The sequence below is a fragment of the Carbonicoccus niuqiaonis genome (assembly GCF_050157065.1).
In the GTDB taxonomy this organism is placed as follows: Bacteria; Actinomycetota; Actinomycetes; order Propionibacteriales; family Propionibacteriaceae; genus Avipropionibacterium.
In genome coordinates, this window is record NZ_CP189573.1 from 1,174,843 (window position 1) to 1,196,130 (window position 21,288).

General features: G+C 70.3%; 15 protein-coding genes. 11 read left to right on the forward strand and 4 right to left on the reverse strand.

Translation table 11 applies throughout. From position 1 onward, the window contains the following. The first annotated feature begins 5 nt into the window (after nucleotides 1-5). The 5 genes from ACQBAU_RS05405 to ACQBAU_RS05425 all read left to right on the forward strand — a co-directional run bounded on the left by ACQBAU_RS05405 (nucleotide 6) and on the right by ACQBAU_RS05425 (nucleotide 11,161). Entirely contained in the window at nucleotides 6-653 is a 648-nt protein-coding gene (locus ACQBAU_RS05405) for a DivIVA domain-containing protein (RefSeq protein WP_465254906.1), read from the forward strand. Then, entirely contained in the window at nucleotides 650-1,489 is an 840-nt protein-coding gene (locus ACQBAU_RS05410) for an alpha/beta fold hydrolase (RefSeq protein WP_434549257.1), read from the forward strand. Before ACQBAU_RS05405 ends, ACQBAU_RS05410 begins: the two co-directional genes overlap by 4 nt. Before the next feature lie 84 nt (nucleotides 1,490-1,573). Beyond that, entirely contained in the window at nucleotides 1,574-1,741 is a 168-nt protein-coding gene (locus ACQBAU_RS05415; protein ID WP_434549258.1) for a DUF3117 domain-containing protein, read from the forward strand. Between the two features lie 380 nt (nucleotides 1,742-2,121). Continuing rightward, the gene (locus tag ACQBAU_RS05420) at nucleotides 2,122-9,882 is read left to right on the forward strand and encodes a beta strand repeat-containing protein (protein WP_465254905.1); all 7,761 of its coding nucleotides are present in this window, start codon (nucleotides 2,122-2,124) and stop codon (nucleotides 9,880-9,882) included. Nucleotides 9,883-9,964: 82 nt separating this feature from the next. Then, nucleotides 9,965-11,161 (forward strand): hypothetical protein, encoded by a 1,197-nt coding sequence (locus ACQBAU_RS05425; protein WP_465254904.1) that lies wholly within the window; start codon nucleotides 9,965-9,967, stop codon nucleotides 11,159-11,161. Nucleotides 11,162-11,167: 6 nt separating this feature from the next. Here the strand turns inward: ACQBAU_RS05425 and glgA are convergent, their stop codons facing one another. Continuing rightward, nucleotides 11,168-12,379: a glycogen synthase gene (glgA, locus tag ACQBAU_RS05430; protein ID WP_465254903.1), complete on the reverse strand. Its 1,212-nt coding sequence runs from the start codon at nucleotides 12,377-12,379 to the stop codon at nucleotides 11,168-11,170. An 86-nt stretch (nucleotides 12,380-12,465) separates the two neighbouring features. Between glgA and glgC the strand changes: the two genes are divergently transcribed. Further along, entirely contained in the window at nucleotides 12,466-13,692 is a 1,227-nt protein-coding gene (glgC, locus tag ACQBAU_RS05435; RefSeq protein ID WP_465254902.1) for a glucose-1-phosphate adenylyltransferase, read from the forward strand. A 34-nt stretch (nucleotides 13,693-13,726) separates the two neighbouring features. On the opposite strand, the gene ACQBAU_RS05440 is transcribed toward glgC, so the two are convergent. Next, nucleotides 13,727-14,383, reverse strand: coding sequence for an O-methyltransferase (locus tag ACQBAU_RS05440; RefSeq protein ID WP_465254901.1), 657 nt, complete (start codon nucleotides 14,381-14,383; stop codon nucleotides 13,727-13,729). 130 nt (nucleotides 14,384-14,513) lie between these two features. Between ACQBAU_RS05440 and dapA the strand changes: the two genes are divergently transcribed. The 3 genes from dapA (at nucleotide 14,514) to ACQBAU_RS05455 (ending at nucleotide 17,737) form a co-directional block, all read left to right on the forward strand. Further along, complete coding sequence (gene dapA / locus ACQBAU_RS05445; protein ID WP_434549264.1) at nucleotides 14,514-15,419, forward strand: 4-hydroxy-tetrahydrodipicolinate synthase; 906 nt, start codon at nucleotides 14,514-14,516, stop codon at nucleotides 15,417-15,419. A 147-nt stretch (nucleotides 15,420-15,566) separates the two neighbouring features. Next, complete coding sequence (sigE, locus tag ACQBAU_RS05450; protein ID WP_465254900.1) at nucleotides 15,567-16,253, forward strand: RNA polymerase sigma factor SigE; 687 nt, start codon at nucleotides 15,567-15,569, stop codon at nucleotides 16,251-16,253. After that, nucleotides 16,250-17,737: a hypothetical protein gene (locus ACQBAU_RS05455; RefSeq protein ID WP_465254899.1), complete on the forward strand. Its 1,488-nt coding sequence runs from the start codon at nucleotides 16,250-16,252 to the stop codon at nucleotides 17,735-17,737. The genes sigE and ACQBAU_RS05455 overlap by 4 nt, the downstream gene beginning before the upstream one ends. Nucleotides 17,738-17,978: 241 nt before the next feature. Here the strand turns inward: ACQBAU_RS05455 and ACQBAU_RS05460 are convergent, their stop codons facing one another. Continuing rightward, nucleotides 17,979-18,341 carry a hypothetical protein gene (locus ACQBAU_RS05460; protein ID WP_465254898.1) on the reverse strand — a complete coding sequence of 121 codons (363 nt, stop codon included), beginning with the start codon at nucleotides 18,339-18,341 and terminating at the stop codon, nucleotides 17,979-17,981. 45 nt (nucleotides 18,342-18,386) lie between these two features. On the opposite strand from ACQBAU_RS05460, the gene ACQBAU_RS05465 reads away from it, so the two are divergent. Together ACQBAU_RS05465 and ACQBAU_RS05470 are read left to right on the forward strand one after the other, a co-directional pair. Continuing rightward, nucleotides 18,387-19,577, forward strand: coding sequence for a S1C family serine protease (locus ACQBAU_RS05465; RefSeq protein WP_465254897.1), 1,191 nt, complete (start codon nucleotides 18,387-18,389; stop codon nucleotides 19,575-19,577). A 9-nt stretch (nucleotides 19,578-19,586) separates the two neighbouring features. After that, a complete protein-coding gene (locus ACQBAU_RS05470) occupies nucleotides 19,587-20,018 on the forward strand; it encodes a sec-independent translocase (RefSeq protein WP_434549268.1) in 432 nt (143 codons plus the stop codon). Nucleotides 20,019-20,043: 25 nt separating this feature from the next. On the opposite strand, the gene ACQBAU_RS05475 is transcribed toward ACQBAU_RS05470, so the two are convergent. Beyond that, on the reverse strand, nucleotides 20,044-21,234 hold the full coding sequence (locus ACQBAU_RS05475; protein ID WP_465254896.1) for an Mrp/NBP35 family ATP-binding protein: 1,191 nt from the start codon (nucleotides 21,232-21,234) through the stop codon (nucleotides 20,044-20,046). Nucleotides 21,235-21,288: the final 54 nt, after the last annotated feature.

A 21,288-nucleotide genomic window follows, 5' to 3' on the forward strand; every position in this document is an offset into this window, starting at 1 on the left:
CGACCATGGAGTGGGTGATCGCCGCGATCGTCGTCGCCGCCATCGGGCTGGCCGCCCTGGCGGCCACCGGTGCGCTGGGGGAGTTGCGCCCCGAGCCGATCCGCGACACCTACCGGCAACCGCTGCCGCACCGGCCACTCGCCGCCCAGGACCTCGACAACGTCCGGTTCGGCGTCACCGTCCGGGGGTACGCGATGCGACAGGTCGACGACCTGCTCGACCGGCTGGCGAACGAACTCGCCCAGCGCGACCAGGAGATCGCCGTGCTCCGCGCCGGATCGGCGCCTTCGACGTACGGAACCCCTGACCTGGGCGGCGCCGGGGGCGACACCGGTGAACCGGTGGTCGACGACCCCTGGGCCGAGTACGACCTGGACGGCGGCCAGGGCGTCCCCGAGAGGGGGGCCTGGTACTCCGGCGACGGTCGTGCCGATGACGACGACACCCCCGAAAGGCCCGAGAGCTTCCCGCAATACCCACAGGCCGAGGCAGAGCCGGGGGAGCCCGCGCAGGGTGAGGCCGAGGCGGAGACCGTCGAGACAGGCAACGCCGAGACAGGGAACGCCGAGACAGGCAACGCCGAGACAGGGAACGCCGAGACAGGCAACGCCGATTCAGGGACCAGCAGTTCTGATCACCAGGAGGACCGATGACGCCGTCCGTACCGAAGCTGGGAAACCTCGTCGAGCACGTCTCGCCGGAGCTGGCCGCCCAGGCCGCGGAGAAGGCGTTCGTCTCGATCCCCAGACCACCCGTGCTGAAGGAGCGCCGCCGGGTGATCGAGGCGGGGGAGCGCTTCGAGGTGGACGCGGGCGGCCGGCTGATCGTCGGTGAGCTGTGGGGTGGTGGCCCGCACGTCCACCTGGTCCACGGCTGGGCCGGCTGGCACCACCAACTCAGCGCCCACGTCACCCCGCTGCTGGAGTCCGGTCACCAGGTGGTGGCCCACGATGCGCTCGGCCACGGCGAGTCGTCGCCCGGACCGCTCGGCGCAGGGACCGGCACCGTGATCGACCTCGCCGACAGCCTGGCCGCCGTGGCGGCGGCCCACGGCCCGGTGGCCGGTGTCGTCGCCCACTCCGCCGGGGCGATGGCGACCTTCGACGCGATGCTCCGCCACGGCCTCACCGTCGGACGACTCGCCCTGATCGCACCGTCACTGAGCCTGGCGTCGACCATGGACAGCTTCCTGGCCGCGGCCGGCCACAGCCCCGACCTGCGACCCCGGGTGCTCGAGCTGGCCGCCGAGCGGGTGGGGCGGCCGGCGAGCGACTTCGAGTTCCTCGACGTGGCGGAGCGGCTCGGTGACCGCCGCCCACCCCTGCTCGTGGTGCACGACGACACCGATCCGGAGTCGTCGTTCGACGAGGCACGGGCCCTCGTCGACAGTTGGCCCGGGGCCGAGCTGGTGCACACCTCCGGTCTCGGACACCGGAAGGTGATCTGGGCCGCCGAGACCGTCGCCCGGGTGGCCGACTTCTTCGCCTGATGCCTGCCCGACGCGCTGTGATGGGCCGAGGTAGGGAATAATGGTCGCGGCAGAGTCTTCTTGAGCGAGAGATGAGGTTGGGCGATGGCTGCGATGAAGCCGCGGACCGGTGACGGGCCGATGGAGGTCACCAAGGAAGGCCGAGGGATCGTCATGCGGGTCCCGCTCGAAGGAGGCGGCCGACTGGTGGTCGAGCTCAACGCCGACGAGGCCAAGGAGCTCATGGACGCCCTGGCCGGCGTGGTGGGCTGACCGAAGCCGGCGCACGTAGGAATTCCGGGAGAACCTCCCGCCGCGAGGCGGGAGGTTTTGTCGTCCCCCGGGACGCGATGCTGACGCAACCGCGGCGATTTCGCGGTCCTGGCCCGCTGACGCGGACATCGCCGCGAAATCGCCGCGGTTCGGTACGGGTGCAGTGGCCCAGCGTCGCCCAGGTCTCGGTTGAGTAACGAAGTGAGTGGGCGGTTGGACGGTTGATGAGCCCACAAGCAAGGATGGGCGCAGCCGGTCGGGGGGCCGGTCCGCCCAGTTGATGTCGGGGGACGTCGCTGGGTGACAGAGCATATTTCGGGGGAACGATGCTCAACTCGGGGACTGTTTTTCGCGCGCGCACATGGCTTCAGCTCGCGGCGGTGCTACTGCTCATCGCCGGGCTGCAGTGGGGGGCGGCACCAGCTGCCAACGCGGCGGACACCACACCACAGACGTCGTTCGCCATCGACGGTGACATCGCCGGGCCCAACGACTGGCAGGCCCCGTACGGCCCCGGCGTCACCCCGGGAGGGCTGCCGACGGCCGGGCTCCTCGACCTCAAGATGGCCAGCGAGCCCTGTCTCAGCGCCGGCCCACCCGCCGACACCACCAAGTACGCCGGTGGCCAGTCGGTCCAGTCGAATCCGTGGACGCCGTCCACCGGCAACGTCAACGAGAAGTCCGATCTGTGTTCGGTCGGCGGGGCCTACGAGATCGTCGAGACCAGCCCCGGGGTCTACGACTACATCTTCTACTCGTACTGGTCACGCTCGGCCGGCGGCACCGGTGACCTCAGTGTGTTCACCCACCTGGAGGGACCGAACCCCGGCCGCGGCGACGACATCCTGATCCAGTTCGACTACAACTCCAACCAGGGCGGTGGGGTCACCGTCAGCCGGCTCGCCTGGACCGGCTCGGCATGGTCCAGCACCACCGTCGGTGGCGTGCACTACGACGCCGCCGTCGGCCGCAACGTGTCGTCGGCGACCGGTGGCACGGCCAGCGGCAACGTCGGCACCTTCGGCGAGTTGGCCATCAACCTCACCAGCTCCGGGATCCTGCCGACCGATCGATGCAGCAGCTTCACCTCGGGCGTCACGTTGAGCCAGACCGGCAACTCGTTGAGCGCACAGCTGCAGGACTCGGCCCAGACCGACCCGATCACGATCAACACCTGTGGCTCGATCTCGGTCACCAAGGAGGTGCAGCCGGCCGGTACGACCGGCACCTTCGGCTACACCGTCGACCAGGCCGACGGTGGCACCGTGCACGACACCACCCTGGCCGGTGACGACGGTGAGGCCGAGCCGAACGGGTCGACCGCCACCATCACCGGCACCCTGACCGTTCCCGGCGATCCGACCGACACGTGGGGCAACGTGATCGCCAGCCCTGACTACCGCATCACCGAGACCTCGATGAGTGAGGGCTTCGCCCAGAGCACCGTCCGCTGCACGTACTCCGATCCGTTCACCGGCGGGCAGACCACGAACGTCACGCTGTACGAGAACGGCGCGGCCACCGGTGCCACGGTGCCGGTCCTGCCCAGCGACATCGCCGGGGACGGGACCCACTGTGTGATCACCAACCAGACCTCCGGCCTGGTGATCGAGAAGGAGGGTGCCGGCGACGAGACGGCCGACTTCACCTTCTCCGTCACCGACAAGGACGCCCAGGTGCTCGGCCTCGGCGACAGCAGCCCGGTGCTGACGTACGCCCCCGGCACCGCGGTGACGATCACCGAGGCGCTGCCCATCGGTGGCCTGCCGTGGGTCTCCCTCGGCGTCGTGTGCCGGACCGGCGACGGCGCCACCGTGGCGAGTTCCGACACGGGCACGGTGCAGGTCACCACGGTGGCCAACGACACCGTGACCTGCACCTACACCAACGAGCAGCAGGGCAAGATCAAGATCATCAAGGACGTCCGGCCCGACAACGGCGAGGTCGAGTTCGACTTCACCGGCGCGATCACCGCCACCCTCGGCGACGGCGAGTCGGCCGAAGCCGTCGTCGTACCCAACGTCGACAGCCAGCGCACTCCGGCGGTGACGGCTCCGTACGCGGTGGTGGAGGCCGCAGCCGGCGACCACGTGTTGGCCACGATCGTCTGTGACGACAGCGATTCGGAGGGTTCGCCGGCCGACCGGACGGCGTCGTTCAACGTCAGCCCGGGTGAGACCGTCACCTGTACCTACGTCAACGCCAAGCGCGGCAGCATCACGATCGTCAAGGACGCCAGGCCGGACGACACGACCTCGTTCGGGTTCTCCGGCGACCTCGGGCCGTTCAACCTGGTCGACGACGGTGGCGCCGCCGCGTCGAAGACCGTGACCGGGCTCGCGCCGGGCACCTACGAGGTCGTCGAGGCCGCCCTCGCCGGATGGCAGCTGCAGGGGATCAGCTGTGTCAACGCCGGGACCGGTAGCGCTGTCGACCTCGCGACCGGGACCGCCTCGATCGTGCTGGAACCCGGTGGCGCGGTCACCTGCACCTTCGTCAACGAGGCCGAGCCCGGTGAGGTGACGGTGACCAAGACCGTCGACGGGGTGGCCGACACCCTGAACTGGTCGTTCGGGTTCACGTTGACGCCGACACCGGACGGCGTGGCCTCCCCGCAGCAGGCCACCAAGGCCGATCCGACCGTCACCTTCGACAACCTGGCGATCAACACCACCTACACGTTGGCCGAGCAGGTGCCGGCCGGCTGGACCGGCGGCGTGATCAGCTGCACCGGCCTGAGCGACCTCGACCCGACCACGGCCGGGTTCCAGTTCCAGGTGGAGCCGGGCCAACAGCTGACCTGCGCGGTCACCAACACCGCCTCGTCCTCGGAGGTCGAGGTGACCAAGACCGTCACCGGGGTGACCGCGGACGTCGAGTGGTCGTTCGACTTCTCGCTGACACCCGCGCCGACCGGTGAGACCGGCACCAAGACCGCTGCGGGCAGCGGCAACGGCACGGCGTCCGCGTCGTGGCAGGGTCTCGTGCCGGGGGCGACCTACACCATCGCCGAGACGTCCACCTCGGGGTACGTCGCGGCGGCGATGACCTGCACCGGTGTCACCGACACCGACGGTGACGCGACCAACGCGTCGGTGACCTTCGTCGCGCCGCTGGGCATCGCACCGGGCGCCGAGGTGAGCTGCACGATCACCAACGATGCGGTGCCGGGTGAGCTGACCGTCACCAAGACCGCGGTCGGTGGCGACGGGGAGTTCAGCTTCACCCTGACCCCCACCACCGGTGACCCGCTCACCGCCAACGTGACGACGGTCGGTGGCACCGGGTCGCACACCTTCACCGACCTGGTGCCGGGAACGCAGTACGTCCTCACCGAGACCGTCACCGACGCCACCCAGGCCGAGTCGTGGATCCTGGGTGACCTGACCTGCACCGTCACCCACGCCGACCAGACGACCGACACCTTGCCGGCGTCCGGCATCGTCGTCGAGCCCGGCGACCAGATCGCCTGTGGGGTGACCAACACCGCCAAGGGCACCATCATCATCAACAAGAACGTCGAGGGTGCCGACAACACCTTCACCTTCACCGGCTCGTGGCTGACGCCGCCGGAGTTCTCGATCACCACCACCGGCGGGACCGGCAGCACGACCACCAGCAACGTCGTGCCGGGGTCGTACGAGGTGTTCGAGGTGCAGCGCGAGGGCTACGACGGGACGAGCCTGGTCTGCACCGACCCCGACGGCGGGTCGTCGACCGCCGGACTGCGCGGCACCATCGACCTGGATGCCGGTGAGACCGTGGTGTGCACCTACACCAACACGCAGCGGGCCCAGATCATGATCATCAAGGACGCCCGGCCGAACGACGAGACCGGGTTCGCGTTCACCGCCACCGGCAACGACATGCCGGCCGGCTTCACCCTGGTGGACGACGGCGTCGGCGCCGACGACAACGTGTGGACCTCGGCGCCGCTGGCCGCCGGTGGGACCTACACCGTCACCGAGCAGGCGACAGCGGGTTGGACCTTGGACGTCGAGGCCTCAAGCTGCAGCAACAACGCCACCATCGGTGCCGACGGTTCGGTGAGCATCGTGCCGACCGCGGGGGAGACGGTGGTCTGCACCTTCGTCAACACCGCCGATCCGGGCAAGGTGACGGTCACCAAGACCGTCGCCGGCGTCGCCGACACCTTGGCCTGGTCGTTCGACATCACCTTGGCCGAGGTCGGTGGTTCGACGACGAAGCAGGTCACCGGCACCGGTGGGGGCACCGACGTGGTCGAGTTCGGCGATCTCAAGATCAACACCACCTACACCCTGACCGAGCAGGTACCGGCCGGCTGGACCGCCGGTGACCTCACCTGCACCGGTGTCACCGACCTCGACCCCAACACGGCAGGGCTGCAGTTCCAGGTCGAGGCCGGCCAGGTCCTGACCTGTGCGGTCACCAACACCGCCTCGTCCTCGGAGGTCGAGGTGACCAAGACGGTGGCCGGGGTGACCGCGGACGTCGAGTGGTCGTTCGACTTCTCGCTGACGCCCGCGCCGACCGGTGAGACCGGCACCAAGACCGCTGCGGGCAGTGGCAACGGGACCGGGGCCGCGTCATGGCAGGGCCTGGTGCCGGGGGCGACCTACACCATCGCCGAGACGCCCGTGTCGGGCTGGACCGCCGGTGCGATGACGTGCACCGGGGTCACCGACACCGACGGTGACGCGACCAACGCGTCGGTCACCTTCGTGGCACCGCTGGGCACCTCGCAGGCTGTCGAGGTGACGTGTGCGGTCACCAACGATGCGGTGCCGGGCGAGTTGACCGTCACCAAGACCACGATCGGCGGTGACGGGGAGTTCAGCTTCACCCTGACTCCCACCGGTGGCGCTCCGCTCACCGCGAACGTGACGACCGTCGGGGGTACCGGTTCGCACACCTTCACCGACCTGGTGCCGGGGACGCAGTACGTGCTGACCGAGGCGGTCACCGACGCCGCCCAGGCCGAGTCGTGGATCCTGGGCGACCTGACCTGCACGGTGACCGAGGGGAACCGTACCCGGCCGGTGCCGGCCTCCCGCATCATCGTCGAGGTCGGCCAGCAGATCGCCTGTGGGGTGACCAACACCGCCAAGGGCACGATCATCATCAACAAGAACGTGGAGGGTGCCGACGGCACGTTCGACTTCACCGGGTCGTGGCTGACGCCGTCGGAGTTCTCGATCACCACCAGCGGTGGGACCGGGAGCCTGACGACCGGCAACGTGGTGCCGGGGTCGTACACGGTCTCGGAGTCGTCGACGACGGACTACGACGGGACCAACCTGGTCTGTGTCGACCCCGACGGCGGGTCGTCGACCGCCGGACTGCGCGGCACCATCGACCTGGATGCCGGTGAGACCGTGGTGTGCACCTACACCAACACGCAGCGGGCCCAGATCGTGATCATCAAGGACGCCCGGCCGAACGACGAGACCAGCTTCGGCTTCACCACCACCGGTGAGGACATGGCGCCGACGTTCAGCCTGGTCGACAACGGTGTGGCCGAGGACGCCACCTGGACCTCGGCGCTGCTGCGGGCCGGAGGGACGTACACCGTCACCGAGCAGGTCGCGTCCGGCTGGACCCTCGACACCGAGGCGTCGAGCTGCACCAACGGCGCGACGATCTCCGCGGACGGGACCGTGACCGTCGTGCCGACCGCGGGGGAGACGGTGGTCTGCACCTTCGTCAACACCGCCGATCCGGGCAAGGTGACGGTCACCAAGACCGTCGCCGGCGTCGCCGACACCTTGGCCTGGTCGTTCGACATCACGCTGAGCGAGGCCGGTGGTTCGACGACGAAGCAGGTCACCGGCACCGGTGAGGGCACCGACGTGGTCGAGTTCGGCGATCTCAAGATCAACACCACCTACACCCTGGTCGAGCAGTCGGTGGCCGGTTGGACCGCGGGTGACCTCACCTGCACCGGTGTCACCGACCTCGACCCGAACACGGCAGGGCTGCAGTTCCAGGTCGAGGCCGGCCAACAGCTGACCTGTGCGATCACCAACACCGCGACGACCTCCGAGGTCGAGGTGACCAAGTCCGTCGCCGCGGTCACCGCGGACGTCGAGTGGTCGTTCGACTTCACGCTGACCGGGCCGGGCTCGGAGACCGACACCAAGACGACGTGGGGTGCCGGCGAGACGACCCAGGTCGCCGCGTGGGGCAACCTGTTGCCGGGTGGGACGTACACCCTGGCCGAGACCTCGGTGCCGGGTTGGACCGACGGTGCGATGACGTGCACCGGGGTCACCGACACCGACGGTGACGCGACCAACGCGTCGGTCACCTTCGTGGCACCGCTGGGCACCTCCCAGGGCGTCGAGATCAGCTGCACCGTGACCAACACCGCGGTCGACGGCACCGTGACGGTGACCAAGACCAGTGTGGGTGGCGACGGTGAGTTCACCTTCCAGCTGCAGCCGCTGCCCGGCGGTACGCCGCTGGTGGCGACCGCCGGCACCACCGACGGCACGGGGACGGCCACCTTCACCGGTCTCACCACCGGGATGCAGTACGAGCTCACCGAGATCAACGTCGGCCCGGAGTGGATCGCCGGGGCGATCACCTGCACGGTGACCCACGCCGACGGGTCGACCGCCGACCTCGCCGCCGTGGACTTCACGGTCAGCGCCGGCGATGCGATCGAGTGTGAAGCGGTCAACACCGCCAAGGGCACGATCGTGATCAACAAGCACGTCGAGGGCGCCGACGGCGAGTTCGACTTCACCGGCACCTGGCTCGACCCGGAGGAGTTCTCGATCACCACCGAGCAGGGCAGCGGATCGCAGACGTTCAGCAACGTCGACCCCGGCACCTACACCGTGAACGAGGTCGGGACGCCGTCGTACGACGGCACGGACCTGGTGTGCTCGACCGGCGGTACCGTCGACGGACTGACCGGGACGATCGTGCTGGAGCCGGGGGCGACGGTGAGCTGCACCTACACCAACACCGAGCGGGCGTCGATCGTGATCATCAAGGACGCCCGGCCGAACGACGAGACCAGCTTCGGCTTCACCACCACCGGTGAGGACATGGCGCCGACGTTCAGCCTGGTCGACAACGGTGTGGCCGAGGACGCCACCTGGACCTCGGCACTGCTGCGGGTCGGAGGGACCTACACCGTCACCGAGCAGGTCGCCTCCGGCTGGACCCTCGACACCGAGGCGTCGAGCTGCACCAACGGCGCGACGGTGTCGGCGGACGGGACCGTGACCGTCGTGCCGACCGCGGGGGAGACGGTGGTCTGCACCTTCGTCAACACCGCCGATGCCGGGTCGGTGACGGTCACCAAGACTGCCGCCGACGTGGTGGAGGGCTACGGCTGGTCGTTCGACATCACGTTGGCCGACGAGGGTGGCGCGGAGACGACCCGGCAGGTGTCGGGGGTCGGCAACGCCACCGACACCGTGACCTTCGGTGACCTCGAGATCAACACCCGCTACACCTTGCGGGAGGCCCCGGCCGCCGGCTGGACCGGTGGTGACGTCACCTGCGTCGGCCTCACCGACCTCGACCCCGAGACACCGGGGCTGCAGTTCGAGGTCGAGGCCGGGCAGGTGCTCGAGTGCACGCTGACCAACACGATGGGCAAGCCCGGGATCGAGCTGGTGAAGTCGGCCGAGCTCGACGACACCAACGGTGACGGGGTCGGCAACGTCGGCGAGACGATCACCTTCTCCTTCCTGGTCAGCAACATCGGCATGCTGCCGCTGACCGGTGTGGCGGTCGACGATCCGCTGCTGGCGGCTGCCGGCGTGGCGATCACCTGCCCGGCGAGTGACCTGCTCGTCGGTGAGGAGATGACGTGCACGTCGTCGCCGTACACCATCACCGCGGCCGACGTCACCGCCGGTGAGGTGCACAACGTGGCGACCGCCACGGGCACCCTGCCGCCGGGCGACGACGGGACGCCGCCGCCGACGGTCACCTCGCCGCCGTCGGAGACGCACACGCCGACCGGTCCGCTGCCGGTGCTGACGGTGGTGCCTCCGCCGGTCGAGCCACCGCTGGTGGTGATGCCGCCGCTGGCCGTGACCGGGGCGCCGGCGATCTGGCAGGCGGTTGCCGGTGCACTGTTGCTGATCATGACCGGGGCGGGCCTGCTGATCGGCCGGAACCGGCGGGGCCGCAACTGACCGAGTCGCTCCGAAGGACCCGACCCGGGTGGAGGTCAGACCTTCACCCGGGTGGTGCCCGCCGCCAGATAGCGTGGCAGGCATGAGCTTCCAGCAGGCGTCCGGGTCGGGCCAGCTCCGGGTGCCGGCGTCGGAGATGCCGAAGGGGCTGCCGCCGGAGACCTGGCGACTGATCTGCTCGGCCGTGGCCTTCGTGATCGGGTTCGGCCTCGGGCTGCCCTCGCTGTGGCAGGGCATGCACGGGCTCGTCGGCGCCGGGTCCATCGGGACCGTGACCTCCTTCACCGCCGGCGGGCTCGCCCTCGTCGCTTTCGTGTTCTGGTACGTGTGGTCGGCACGGTTCCCGGTCAACCGGTGGCGGCGCAGGCTGCATCCGGCACGGCGCGTGCTCGACGTGATCGGACTGTCGCTGACCCACGCCGGGATCACCGTGATGGGGCTGTTGGGGACCTTCTGGATCCTGTCGCAGGCCTTCGTCGACCTGACGCTCGACCGCTTTGCCGGGGCCGCGATCGTCGGCGCCGGGTGTGCGATCGCGCTCTACCTGGTGGTCGACTCCGCGTACACCATGTCGACCCGGCGGCTGTCGGAACTGTTGGGGCTGTTCGTGCTGACCGGTGCCCTGGCCAGCATGTTGTCGACCTCGGAACCGCTGTGGTGGCAGAGTCACTTCTCGTCGCTGGGCGGCATCGACGACGTGTCCGGGTTCGCGTTCAACATCACCCTGTTGATCGCCGGCGTCGTGATCATCACCCTCGCCGGCTACCTGACCCACGACCTGTCGCGCTGGGCGGGTCGGGCGCAGGTGGAACGCTGGCGGCTGCAGGTCATCCGGATCGCCTTCATCGGCCTGGGGGCACTGCTGGCTGCGTTGGCGTTCCTGCCGGTCAGCCGGTTCTTCCTTGCCCACAACATCGTCGCGTACTCGATGGTCGGCTTCTTCATGGTGCTGGTGCTGGGTGTGCCGCTGCTGTTCCCGACGCTGTCGCGGGCGTTCTCGGTGGTGTGCTGGGTGACCTTGGGGTCGTTGACGCTCGCGTTGATCATGTATCTCGGGGTGGGCTACCTCAACCTGACCGCGTTCGAACTGTTGGCCGTCGGTGCCGTCTTCGCCTGGTTGATCATGTTCGTCAGCAGCGTCGAGGCCGCGATCGAACCGGACGCCCGGCAGGTCGGACAACACATCACGACCGAGCAGACGACCTCCGACGACGAGGGGGACACCGGCCCGCTCGGCGCCGCCAGCAAGGACCCGGTGCCCGAGCCCCACCCGGCCTGAATCGGCTCAGCCCCGGTGGACCTCGATGGCCCGCCGGTACACCTCGAGGGTCTCGGCGGCGATCTTCGACCAGGAGAACTCGGCGATGCAGCGGTCGCGGCCGGCGACGCCGTACGCGCGGGCCAGCTCCGGATCACGGACCAAGCCGTTCACCGTCGCGGCGAACTGCTCCTCGAACGCCGTCACGTACGCCGGGTCGTCGGCCCGGGCCGGGTCGTACGGCACCAGCCGGCCGGTCTCGCCGTCCACCACGACCTCGGGGATCCCGCCGACCGCCGAGGCGACCACGGCGGTTTCGCACGCCATCGCCTCCAGGTTGACGATGCCGAGCGGTTCGTACACCGACGGGCAGGCGAACACGGTGGCGTGGGTGAGCACCTGGCGGACGTCAGCCCGCGGCAGCATCTCCTGCACCCACACGACATTCCCGCGTCGGGACTGCAGCTCGGCGAACGCCTCGTTGAACTCCGCGGCGATCTCGGGGGTGTCGGGGGCGCCGGCCAGCAGCACCAACTGGGTCCCCGGATCAAGATCAGCTGCGGCCCGGACCAGATGGATCAGGCCCTTCTGCCGGGTGATCCGGCCGACGAACACCACCGACGGGGCCTCGGGATCCATCCCGATCCGCCGCACCACGTCGGTCTCGTGGTCGGGGGCGAACTCCTCGGGGTCGATGCCGTTGCGCACCACGTGCACCTTGTCGGGGTCGAGGTCGGTGTACGACTCCAACACGTCGGCGCGCATCCCGGCGCTGACCGAGATCACCGCCGCGGCCGCCTCGTACGCGGTCCGTTCGGCCCACGACGACAGCGCGTAGCCGCCGCCCAACTGCTCGGCCTTCCACGGCCGGTGCGGCTCCAACGAGTGGGAGGTCACCACATGCGCGACGTCGTGCAGCAGACCCCCGAGGTGGCCGCCCAGGTTGGCGTACCAGGTGTGGGAATGGATGACGTCGGGGACGCGCCCCAGCTCGGTGCCGAGCGCGGCGGCCATCGACAGGTCGGCGCCGAACACCCGCAGGGCGGCGTTCGCACCGGCAGGGGTGTCCTCGGCGTGGGCGGTCGCGCCGTCGCGCGGCTCGCCGGTGCAGTGCACCTCGACGGAGGCCAGCCGGCGCAACTGGGGCACCAACTGGGCGACGTGCACCCCGGCCCCGCCATAGATGGTGGGCGGGTACTCCCGGGTCAGGATCGAAACGGCGAGATCAGCGCTGGTCATGTCCTGATGGTGACACACCCGACCGGTTGGTGGACATGGCGGAGCCGGGTGCAAACCTGCACCGGGACTTGGGTAGCGTGCCAACCATGGCGTCGAATCCGAAGGTGTTGGCCCTGGTCCTCGCCGGTGGCGAGGGTAAACGTCTCATGCCCCTGACCGAGGATCGTGCAAAGCCCGCCGTCCCGTTCGGCGGCACGTTCCGACTGATCGACTTCGTGCTGTCGAACCTGGTCAACGCAGACCTGCGACACATCTGCGTGCTGACCCAGTACAAGTCCCACTCCCTCGACCGACACATCTCACTGACGTGGCGGATGTCAACCCTGCTCGGCAACTACGTCACCCCGGTGCCGGCCCAGCAGCGACTCGGCCCACGCTGGTTCCAGGGCAGCGCCGATGCGATCTACCAGTCGATGAACCTGATCTTGGACGACCAGCCCGACTACGTGGTCGTGTTCGGTGCCGACAACATCTACCGGATGGACGTGGAGCAGATGCTCGACGCCCACATCGACTCCGGCCGGGGCTGCACGGTCGCCGGCATCCGGGTGCCGCGCAGCACGGCCTCGGCGTTCGGCATCATCGACGCCGACACCGACCACAAGATCAAGTCGTTCCTGGAGAAGCCGGCCGACCCGCCCGGGCTGCCCGACGACCCGGACAGCTCGTTCGCCTCGATGGGCAACTACGTGTTCACCACCCAGGCGCTGGTCGACGCCCTCGAGACCGACGCGGCCGACGCCAACTCCCGGCACGACATGGGCGGCAACATCGTGCCCGCCTTCGTCGACGCCGGGGACGCGATGGTGTACGACTTCACCGCCAACACGGTGCCGGGCGCCACCGAGAAGGACAAGAACTACTGGCGCGACGTCGGGACCATCGACGCCTACCACGAGGCGCACATGGACCTGGTCTCGGTCGACCCGGTGTTCAACCTGTACAACGACGACTGGCCGATCTGGACCAACCAGGCGCAGAAGCCCGGCGCGAAGTTCGTGCTCGACGGCCGGGCCCGCGACTCGATCGTGAGTGCCGGCTGCATCATCTCCGGCGGCTACGTCGAGGACTCGGTGCTGTCGCCGTCGGTGCGGATCGACCACGGCGCCGACATCGACGAGTCGGTGTTGTTGAACGGGGTGACCGTCGGTGCGCAGGCGGTGATCCGGCGCGCCATCCTCGACAAGAACGTGGTGGTCGCCCCCGGCGCCAAGCTGGGGATCGACCACGAGGCCGACATCGCCCGCGGCTGTACGGTCTCGGCCGGCGGCATCACCGTGGTGCCGAAGGGCCTCGCGATCGAACCGACCTGAACCCCCGCAGCTGAACCCGGCCGACCCAGCCTCGTCAGCGCTTGACCGCCGCCAGCAGGCCGTCGCCGACCGGCAGCAGGCAGGGCACCAGGTCCTCGTTCTCGTTGACCATGGTGATCGCCTCGCGGATCGCGACGGTGTCGTCGTCGGTCACCGACTCGTCGGCGACGCGGTCGTGCCACAGCGTGTTGTCGATGGCCAGCACGCCACCGTGCCGCAGCAGCCGCAGGGCCTGGTCGACGTAGGTCGGGTACTCCAGCTTGTCGGCGTCGATGAAGACCATGTCGTACGCCCCGTCGCTCAGGTTGTTGAGCAGGGTGAGGGCGTCCCCGGCGATCAGCCGGAACCGCTGCGTACGGAGGCCCTCGGCCAGGAACGCCTCGCGGGCGACCGCCTGGTGTTCGGGCTCGATGTCAACGCTGGTGAGGATCCCGTCGGGCTGCATGCCGGCGAACAGGGCCAGGCCCGAGACACCGGTGCCGGTGCCGATCTCGGCGACCGCCCGGGCATCGACGACGCGGGCCAGGAAGGTGAGCGCGGCCGCGGTGCCGCGGCTGATCGGGCTGACGCCGAGGGGACCGGCGGCCTCGCGGGCCTTCGCGGCGGCCTCCGACTCGGGGCGGAGGTTCTCGGCCAGGGCCCACGATGCCGGCTTCGGTGCGCCTTCTCCGGTGGCGGACTGTGTGTTCACAGGCGTCACCCTAGTGCACCCGTGTCCCTGCACGGTGCCACAGCACACCGTGGGGTCGCAGGTGGACACTGTCCAGCAACGACGGTCGAGTGGTCCGGTCAGGGGGTCGATCCGCTGTAGAGTTCCCGACATGCAGACGGATCCGCGCCGGCCCTTCGGGCGGCTGTTGACGGCGATGGTCACGCCGTTCGACGCCGACCTGGCGCTAGACCTGGACCGGGCGGCCGAGCTGGCCACGTACCTGGTCGACGAGATGGCCAACGACGCGTTGGTGATCAACGGGACCACGGGGGAGGCCCCGACGACCAGCCCCGAGGAGAAGGCCGAGTTGGTCGCGGCCGTCGTCGCGGCCGTGGGGGACCGGGCCCAGGTGATCGCCGGGATCGGCGCCTTCGACACCGCGCACACCGTGAAGCTCGCCGAGCAGGCCGCCGGCGCCGGCGCCCACGGCCTGCTGGTCGTGACGCCGTACTACTCGAAGCCGCCGCAGCGCGGCCTGCTCGCCCACTTCCGCGCCGTTGCCGACGCGACCGACCTGCCGGTGATGTTGTACGACATCCCGAAGCGGACCGGTACCCCGATCGAGACCTCGACCCTGCTCGAGCTCGCCGAGCACGAGCGGATCGTCGCGGTGAAGGACGCCAAGGCCGACATCGTCGGCTCGGGGCAGGTGATCGCGATCAGCGCCGAGCGCGGGACCCCGTTGGCGTACTACTCGGGCGAGGACGCGCTCACCCTGCCCTTGCTGTCGGTGGGGGCGGTCGGGCTGGTCGGGACGTCGACCCACTTCACCGGCCTGCTGGCCAAGGAGATCATCACCGCGTACGAGGCCGGTGACGTGGCACGCGCGTTGCGGGTCCACCGGCTCGCCGAGCCGCTGTTCACCGGGATCTTCGCCACCCAGGGCTGCATGCTCGTCAAGGCCGGGCTCGCGCTGCGCGGCCGCCCGGTGGGCGGGCTGCGGTTGCCGCTCGTGCCGGCCTCGGAGGACGAGACCGCCGCGCTGGCCGCCCGACTGGCCGAGGTCGGCCTCTGAGCCGCACCCGGGTCAGGGGTCGATGATCAGGGAAATCTCAGCCTCAGCGGGGGTCGCTCAACTTCGGCTGGGGCCGGCGACCGGATAAACTTCTGCCCACGCCGTGCGCTCGCGCGGATCCGTCCTGCACCAGAAGGGGTGAGTCCCATGCGGTCCGACTCCGACTCGCCGACCGCCGGCACGGGTGCACCCCACGACGACGGCGTACCCCGGAACGACGGTGGGGACGACTGGCAACCGCCCAGCTGGGAGCAGGTCGTCGCCGAGCACAGTGCGCGGGTCTACCGCCTCGCCCTTCGGCTGACCGGCAACCCGCACGACGCCGAGGACCTCACCCAGGACGTGTTCATCCGGGTGTTCCGGTCGTTGGACCGCTACCGGCCCGGCACCTTCGAGGGCTGGCTGCACCGGATCACCACGAACCTGTTCCTCGACCACGCCCGCCGCAAGCAGCGGATCCGGTTCGACGCGATGGCCGAGCACGTGGAGGAGCGCCTCGAGACCCGCCAGCTCGGCCCGGTCGAGACGGTGATGGCCGGTGACCTCGACCACGACGTGTCCGATGCGCTGTCGGCGTTGCAGCCGGAGTACCGGGTGGCGGTCGTGCTGTGCGACATCGAGGGGCTGTCGTACGAGGAGATCTCCGACGTGTTGGGCATCAAGCTGGGGACGGTGCGCAGCCGGATCCACCGTGGCCGGGCCCAACTGCGCAAGGCCCTGGTCCACCGGGCGCCCGAGGCCGGGGGCCGCTACCGCGGGATCGCCGTGGAGCAGGGCGAAGCTGTCTCGGGCGGGGGCGTGTCGGGCGCCGGCGGTCGCGAGGGTGGGCGATGATCCGACTTCCCTGCGGGATGTCCGAGGCGCACCTGTCGGCGCTGGTGGACGACGCACTCTCCCCGGCCGCCCGGGAGCGGCTGGGCGCGCACGTGCTGCGGTGCCGCCACTGTGCGGCCTCGATCGCCGAGCTGCGGCGCACCCGCGACGTGCTGCGTACCTACCGCCACGTGGACGCGGCACCCCGACCGGACCTGTCGTCGCGACTGCTGGCGATCGGTGCCCCGGGGCGCCCGCAGGCGCCGACGCCCGGACGTGACCTGCCCCCCGTCCGACCGAGGGGCGCCGATCGGTTGGGACCGGCCCGGCACGCGATCGTCGCGCTGCTGCTGACGACCGTGGCCTCGGTCGCCTTCGCCGGTGTCGGCTGGGCGGCCGCCCCGCCGCGTGAGGACCAGGTCACCGACCAGGGCAACCGCGGCCGCGTCGAGTACGCGGGTGCGCTCGGCCAGCAGGTGCTCCACTCGCCGGCCACCAGCGCGGTCGTGACCGCCCAGAACGCCGATCGGGTCTTCGCCGCCGCGCCCGGTGGGCTCCGTCCCCGACCCGTGCGGGACGGGGAGGTCCTGACCACCCGCGAGGTCCGCGCACTGCTGGAGCTCGCCCGGTCCAGCACCCGACTGGTCCCCTTCCACGGCACCTGGCGGGTCCGGGTCGCCTCACCCGAGACACACCTCGCCGCCCGGGTCGACGTCCTGGGCCGCCCCGGACAGGGGATCGAACTGGACGTCCGTACGGTCACCGGCCGGTCGGTCATGACCCGGTTCGTGCCGACCCCGGCCCCGCACACCCGCGGCGACCTGGACGGTCTGGCCGCCACCTTGCGGGCACGGCCGGGACAGGTGGTCGCAGGCCGACCGGCCGTCCTGCTCGAGACCACCGGAGCCCACGGGGTGACCGCGCGCTGGTGGGTCGACGCCGCCACCGGACTGCTGCTTCACACCGAGACCGCGACCGCTGACGGGGTCGTCGCCGCGGCCGGGTTCAGCCGGCTGCAGATCCAACCCGAGCCCGGCTTCATCCCGCACCTGCAGCCGCAGCTGGGGGTGTCGGCGGCCACCTCGTCGCTGTCGGTGTCCTCGGCGATGGCGCTGCGGACCCACGGCTGGTACTGCAACCGCTCGTTGGCCGGCTTGGACCTGCTGTCGGCCCACAGCGACTCGGCAGCCGCCCCCGGCCTGCTGCGGCTCAGCTACGGTGACGCGACCCAGCTGGTGACGGTGCTGCAGCAGCCCGGCCAGCTGTCCGGTCCGCCACCCGGTTTCGTCCGGAGTGGGACCGACGGCGTCTGGATGCGACCGGGATGGCCCACCATCATGACGTGGCAGTCAGGTGGCACGGTGTTCACCGTCGCCAGTGCTGCCCCACGGCCGGTGGTCGACGACGTGGTGGCCGCACTGCCGCACGACGAGCCCACCGGTCGTACCACGCTGGACCGCATCCGCGCCGGCTGGGAACGTGTCGGGGGCATCGTCTTCGGATGAGTGGAGGAACCGCATGACCGACCGGCAAGGTACGCCGGAGCCCGGCGCCGCGCTACGGCCCACCGGACCGCAGGGCCCGTGGGGTGAGGAGCCGGTACGCCCGGCCGGCCCCCCGGCGACAGGTACGTCGGCGACAGGTACGTCGGCACCGCGTGACACCGGCACGAACCCTGCCGGTGCGAGCGGACCAACCATGAACGGTGGCCCGGCTGCACCTGGCCCGGCTGCGGGTGCCTCGGCCTCAGGTGGCCCGGCTGCGGGTGGCCCGTCCGCCAGCTCCGACAGTGCGGCCCCGGCGCAGCACACCGGACCGTGGGGCGATCGGACGACGCTGGCACCCAGGACGGCACAGGGCCAGCATCCGGCCCAGGGTGGACCCGCTGCCGGCCAGCAGCCCTCGTACGGCCAGTCGGCCAGCCGGCCGCCGGCGGGTCAACAGCCTGCGTACCAGCAGTCGGCGAGCGGGCAGCCGGGGAGTCAACAGCCTGCGTACCAGCAGTCGGCGAGCCGGCAGCCGTCGTACGGGCAGTCGGCGAGCCAGCAGTCCGCCCAGCGTCCGCCGACGGGACCGGGGAGCCAGGGCCAGCAGGGCCAACAGGGCCAACCGTCGGCGTCTCGGCCCACGGAGGTCTTCCCCGCACCCGGGGGGATGCCGTTCAATCCCGGTCGCTCCGTCGCCGCGACGGTCGTCCAGCCCGGCCCGGGCCCGCAACCGATCCAGCCGGCACCGCAACAGCAGCAGCCACCACCCTCGGGGCCGAGGACGAGTCGCCGTGGTCTGCTCGGCACCGCCGGGGTCGCCGGACTGGTCGCCCTCGTGGTCGGTGGCGGCGCGGGCCTGGCCGGCGCCGCGATCGGCAACGGTGTGTTCGCCGAGCCGGAGCCGACCGAGACCACCCCGCCGCCACCGCCGCCGACGCCGACCCAGGCCGGGGCGGCCGGGGTCGCGGCCAAGGTGCTGCCGAGCACCGTGATGATCATGGTCGAGTCGGGCGAGGGCACCGGATCGGGGTCGGGCTTCGTGCTCGACACCGAAGGCCGGATCATGACCAACAACCACGTGGTCGACAGTGCCCGGGACGGGTCGGGCCGGATCACCTGCATCTTCGCCGACGGAGCACGAGCAACCGCCGAGATCGTGGGCACCAGTCCGTCGTACGACCTCGGCGTCATCCAGGTCGGCACCAGCGGGCTGGAGCTGGTCCCCAGTGAGTTGGGGGACTCCGAGGCGGTGGAGGTCGGCGACGTCGCGGTTGCCCTGGGCGCCCCGCTCGGGCTCGCCAACACCGTCACCCAAGGCATCATCAGTGCGAAGAACCGACCGGTCGCGGTCGGGCGTTCGACCGAGGACGCGTCGTTCATGAACGCCCTGCAGACCGACGCCCCGATCAACCCGGGCAACTCGGGTGGCCCACTGGCCGACGCCGAGGGGCGCATCATCGGGGTGAACTCGGCGATCCTGAGCAACGCCACCGGCGAGACGCGGCCGGGTAGCATTGGCATCGGGTTCGCGATCCCGATCAACCAGGCCAAGGTCATCAGCGAGCAGCTGATCCAGACCGGACGGGCCACCTATCCGACGATCGGCGTGGAGACCGAGACGGCCGGCACCCGCGAGGGTGCGCGGATCGTGGCGATCGAATCGGGATCACCGGCGGCGGCCGGGGGCCTGCAGGAGGGGGACGTGATCATCAAGGTCGACGGGCGGGCGGTGAGCACCATGGTGGAGCTCATCGTGGCGATTCGCAGCCACCGACCCGGCGACGAGGTGACCATCACGTTCAACCGCAGTGGGACACCGGAGGACCTCCAGGTGACGTTGGCCGAGCACGAGGGTTAGGGTTCACACATGTTTGACGTCGGCGGGTTCGAGATCTTGGCCCTGATCGTGCTCGCGATCGTGGTCTTCGGGCCGGAGCGCCTCCCGGAGTTCGCACGGAAGGCAGCACAGTTGCTGCACTACGTACGCGGTCTGGCCAGTCAGGCCCAGGAACAACTCGGCGAGGAGTTGGGCCCGGAGTTCAAGAACATGGACTTCCGAGACCTCAACCCGAAGCAGTTCGTCAAGAAGCACCTGCTGGACGAGGTCGAGCCGATCGTCGCCGACGTGAAGAACGAGCTCAACTCGGGCAAGGACGCGATCAAGAACGCGACCTCGGGGATCGACAAGGACTTCGACCTGAAGAACGTCTCCGACGGCGGGCCGACCCCGGTCGCCGCCAACGGCGCCCTGGTGCCGGCCGGCATGCGCTGCGCTCCGTGGGACCCCGAGGCCACCTGAGCCCCGGCCTCGAGGTCGGGCCGCCTCAGCGACCGACCGGTGCCAACCCGAGCTGCTTGCCGACCAGGCGTCGGCCCCGGCCGGCGATCCGATCGGCCAACCCCTGCAACGCCTGACCCGCCGGGCCGTCGGGATCGGTGGTGACGATCGGTCGACCGACGTCACCGCCCTCACGCAACTGCTGCTGCAGCGGCACCTGCGCCAGCAGCGGCACCTCGTACCCCAGTCGGGTCGACAGCGTGGTGGCGGTGGTGTCGCCACCGCCGGACCCGAACAGCTCGACCCGGTGGCTGGCGCCACAGTCGGGGCAGCTCGTCTCGAGCCAGGCCATGTTCTCCACCACGCCGATGACCCGCTGGTTGAGCATCGACGCCATGGTGCCGGCCCGTTCGGCGACCTCGGCGGCCGCCTGTTGCGGGGTGGTGACCACGACGACCTCGGCGTTGGGCAACTTCTGGCCCAGCGAGATCGCCACGTCGCCGGTGCCGGGCGGCAGGTCGAGCAGCAGGAAGTCGAGGTCACCCCAGTAGACGTCGGCCAACATCTGGGTCAGCGCGCGGTCGAGGATCGGGCCACGCCAGGCGACCACCTGGTCCTTGCGCTGCTTCAGCATGCCGATCGACATCACCTTCAGGTCACCGGCCGGGACGGGCATGATCATGTTGTCGACCGAGGTCGGACGGGCCTCGTCGACGCCGAGCATGGTGGGCACCGAGTGGCCGTAGATGTCGGCGTCCAGCACGCCGACCTTCCGCCCCCGGGCGGCCAGCGCGCTGGCCAGGTTGACCGTGACCGACGACTTGCCGACGCCACCCTTGCCCGAGGCGATCGCGATCACCTGGGTGAGGTTGCCCGGCTTGGCGAACGGGATCTCGCGCTCGGTGGCGTTGCCGGTCAGCTGCTTGCGCAGTGCGCCGCGCTGTTCGTCGGTCATCACGCCCAGCTCGACGTCGACCGAGGTCACCCCGTCGACCTTCGAGGTGGCGGCGGTGGTGTCGGAGCGCAGGGTGTCCTTCAGCGGGCAACCGGAGATGGTGAGCAGGATCCGTACCGTCAGCCGGCCGGTGTCGTCGATGCTGACCGCGTCGACCATCCCGATCTCGGTGATGGGGCGTTTGATCTCCGGGTCCTGCACGGTGGCCAGGGCGGCCATCACCGGTCCCGCGAGCGGGTGGTCGGCAGGGGTGAACAGGCTCTCCGGGCTCGCGTCAGACATGCCGTCGATCCTATCTCGGCGGACCAACGTCGCCACCTGCCCGGGAGCCGATCC

Bases quoted from the DNA above. Each gene is read 5' to 3' on its own strand.
- ACQBAU_RS05470 (WP_434549268.1), top strand. From the start codon at position 19,587: ATGTTTGACGTCGGCGGGTTCGAGATCTTGGCCCTGATCGTGCTCGCG.
- ACQBAU_RS05410 (WP_434549257.1), top strand. From the start codon at position 650: ATGACGCCGTCCGTACCGAAGCTGGGAAACCTCGTCGAGCACGTCTCG.
- ACQBAU_RS05475 (WP_465254896.1), bottom strand. From the start codon at position 21,234: ATGTCTGACGCGAGCCCGGAGAGCCTGTTCACCCCTGCCGACCACCCG.
- ACQBAU_RS05455 (WP_465254899.1), top strand. From the start codon at position 16,250: ATGATCCGACTTCCCTGCGGGATGTCCGAGGCGCACCTGTCGGCGCTG.
- sigE (WP_465254900.1), top strand. From the start codon at position 15,567: ATGCGGTCCGACTCCGACTCGCCGACCGCCGGCACGGGTGCACCCCAC.
- glgA (WP_465254903.1), bottom strand. From the start codon at position 12,379: ATGACCAGCGCTGATCTCGCCGTTTCGATCCTGACCCGGGAGTACCCG.
- glgC (WP_465254902.1), top strand. From the start codon at position 12,466: ATGGCGTCGAATCCGAAGGTGTTGGCCCTGGTCCTCGCCGGTGGCGAG.
- ACQBAU_RS05415 (WP_434549258.1), top strand. From the start codon at position 1,574: ATGGCTGCGATGAAGCCGCGGACCGGTGACGGGCCGATGGAGGTCACC.
- ACQBAU_RS05465 (WP_465254897.1), top strand. From the start codon at position 18,387: ATGCCGTTCAATCCCGGTCGCTCCGTCGCCGCGACGGTCGTCCAGCCC.
- dapA (WP_434549264.1), top strand. From the start codon at position 14,514: ATGCAGACGGATCCGCGCCGGCCCTTCGGGCGGCTGTTGACGGCGATG.
- ACQBAU_RS05405 (WP_465254906.1), top strand. From the start codon at position 6: ATGGAGTGGGTGATCGCCGCGATCGTCGTCGCCGCCATCGGGCTGGCC.
- ACQBAU_RS05425 (WP_465254904.1), top strand. From the start codon at position 9,965: ATGAGCTTCCAGCAGGCGTCCGGGTCGGGCCAGCTCCGGGTGCCGGCG.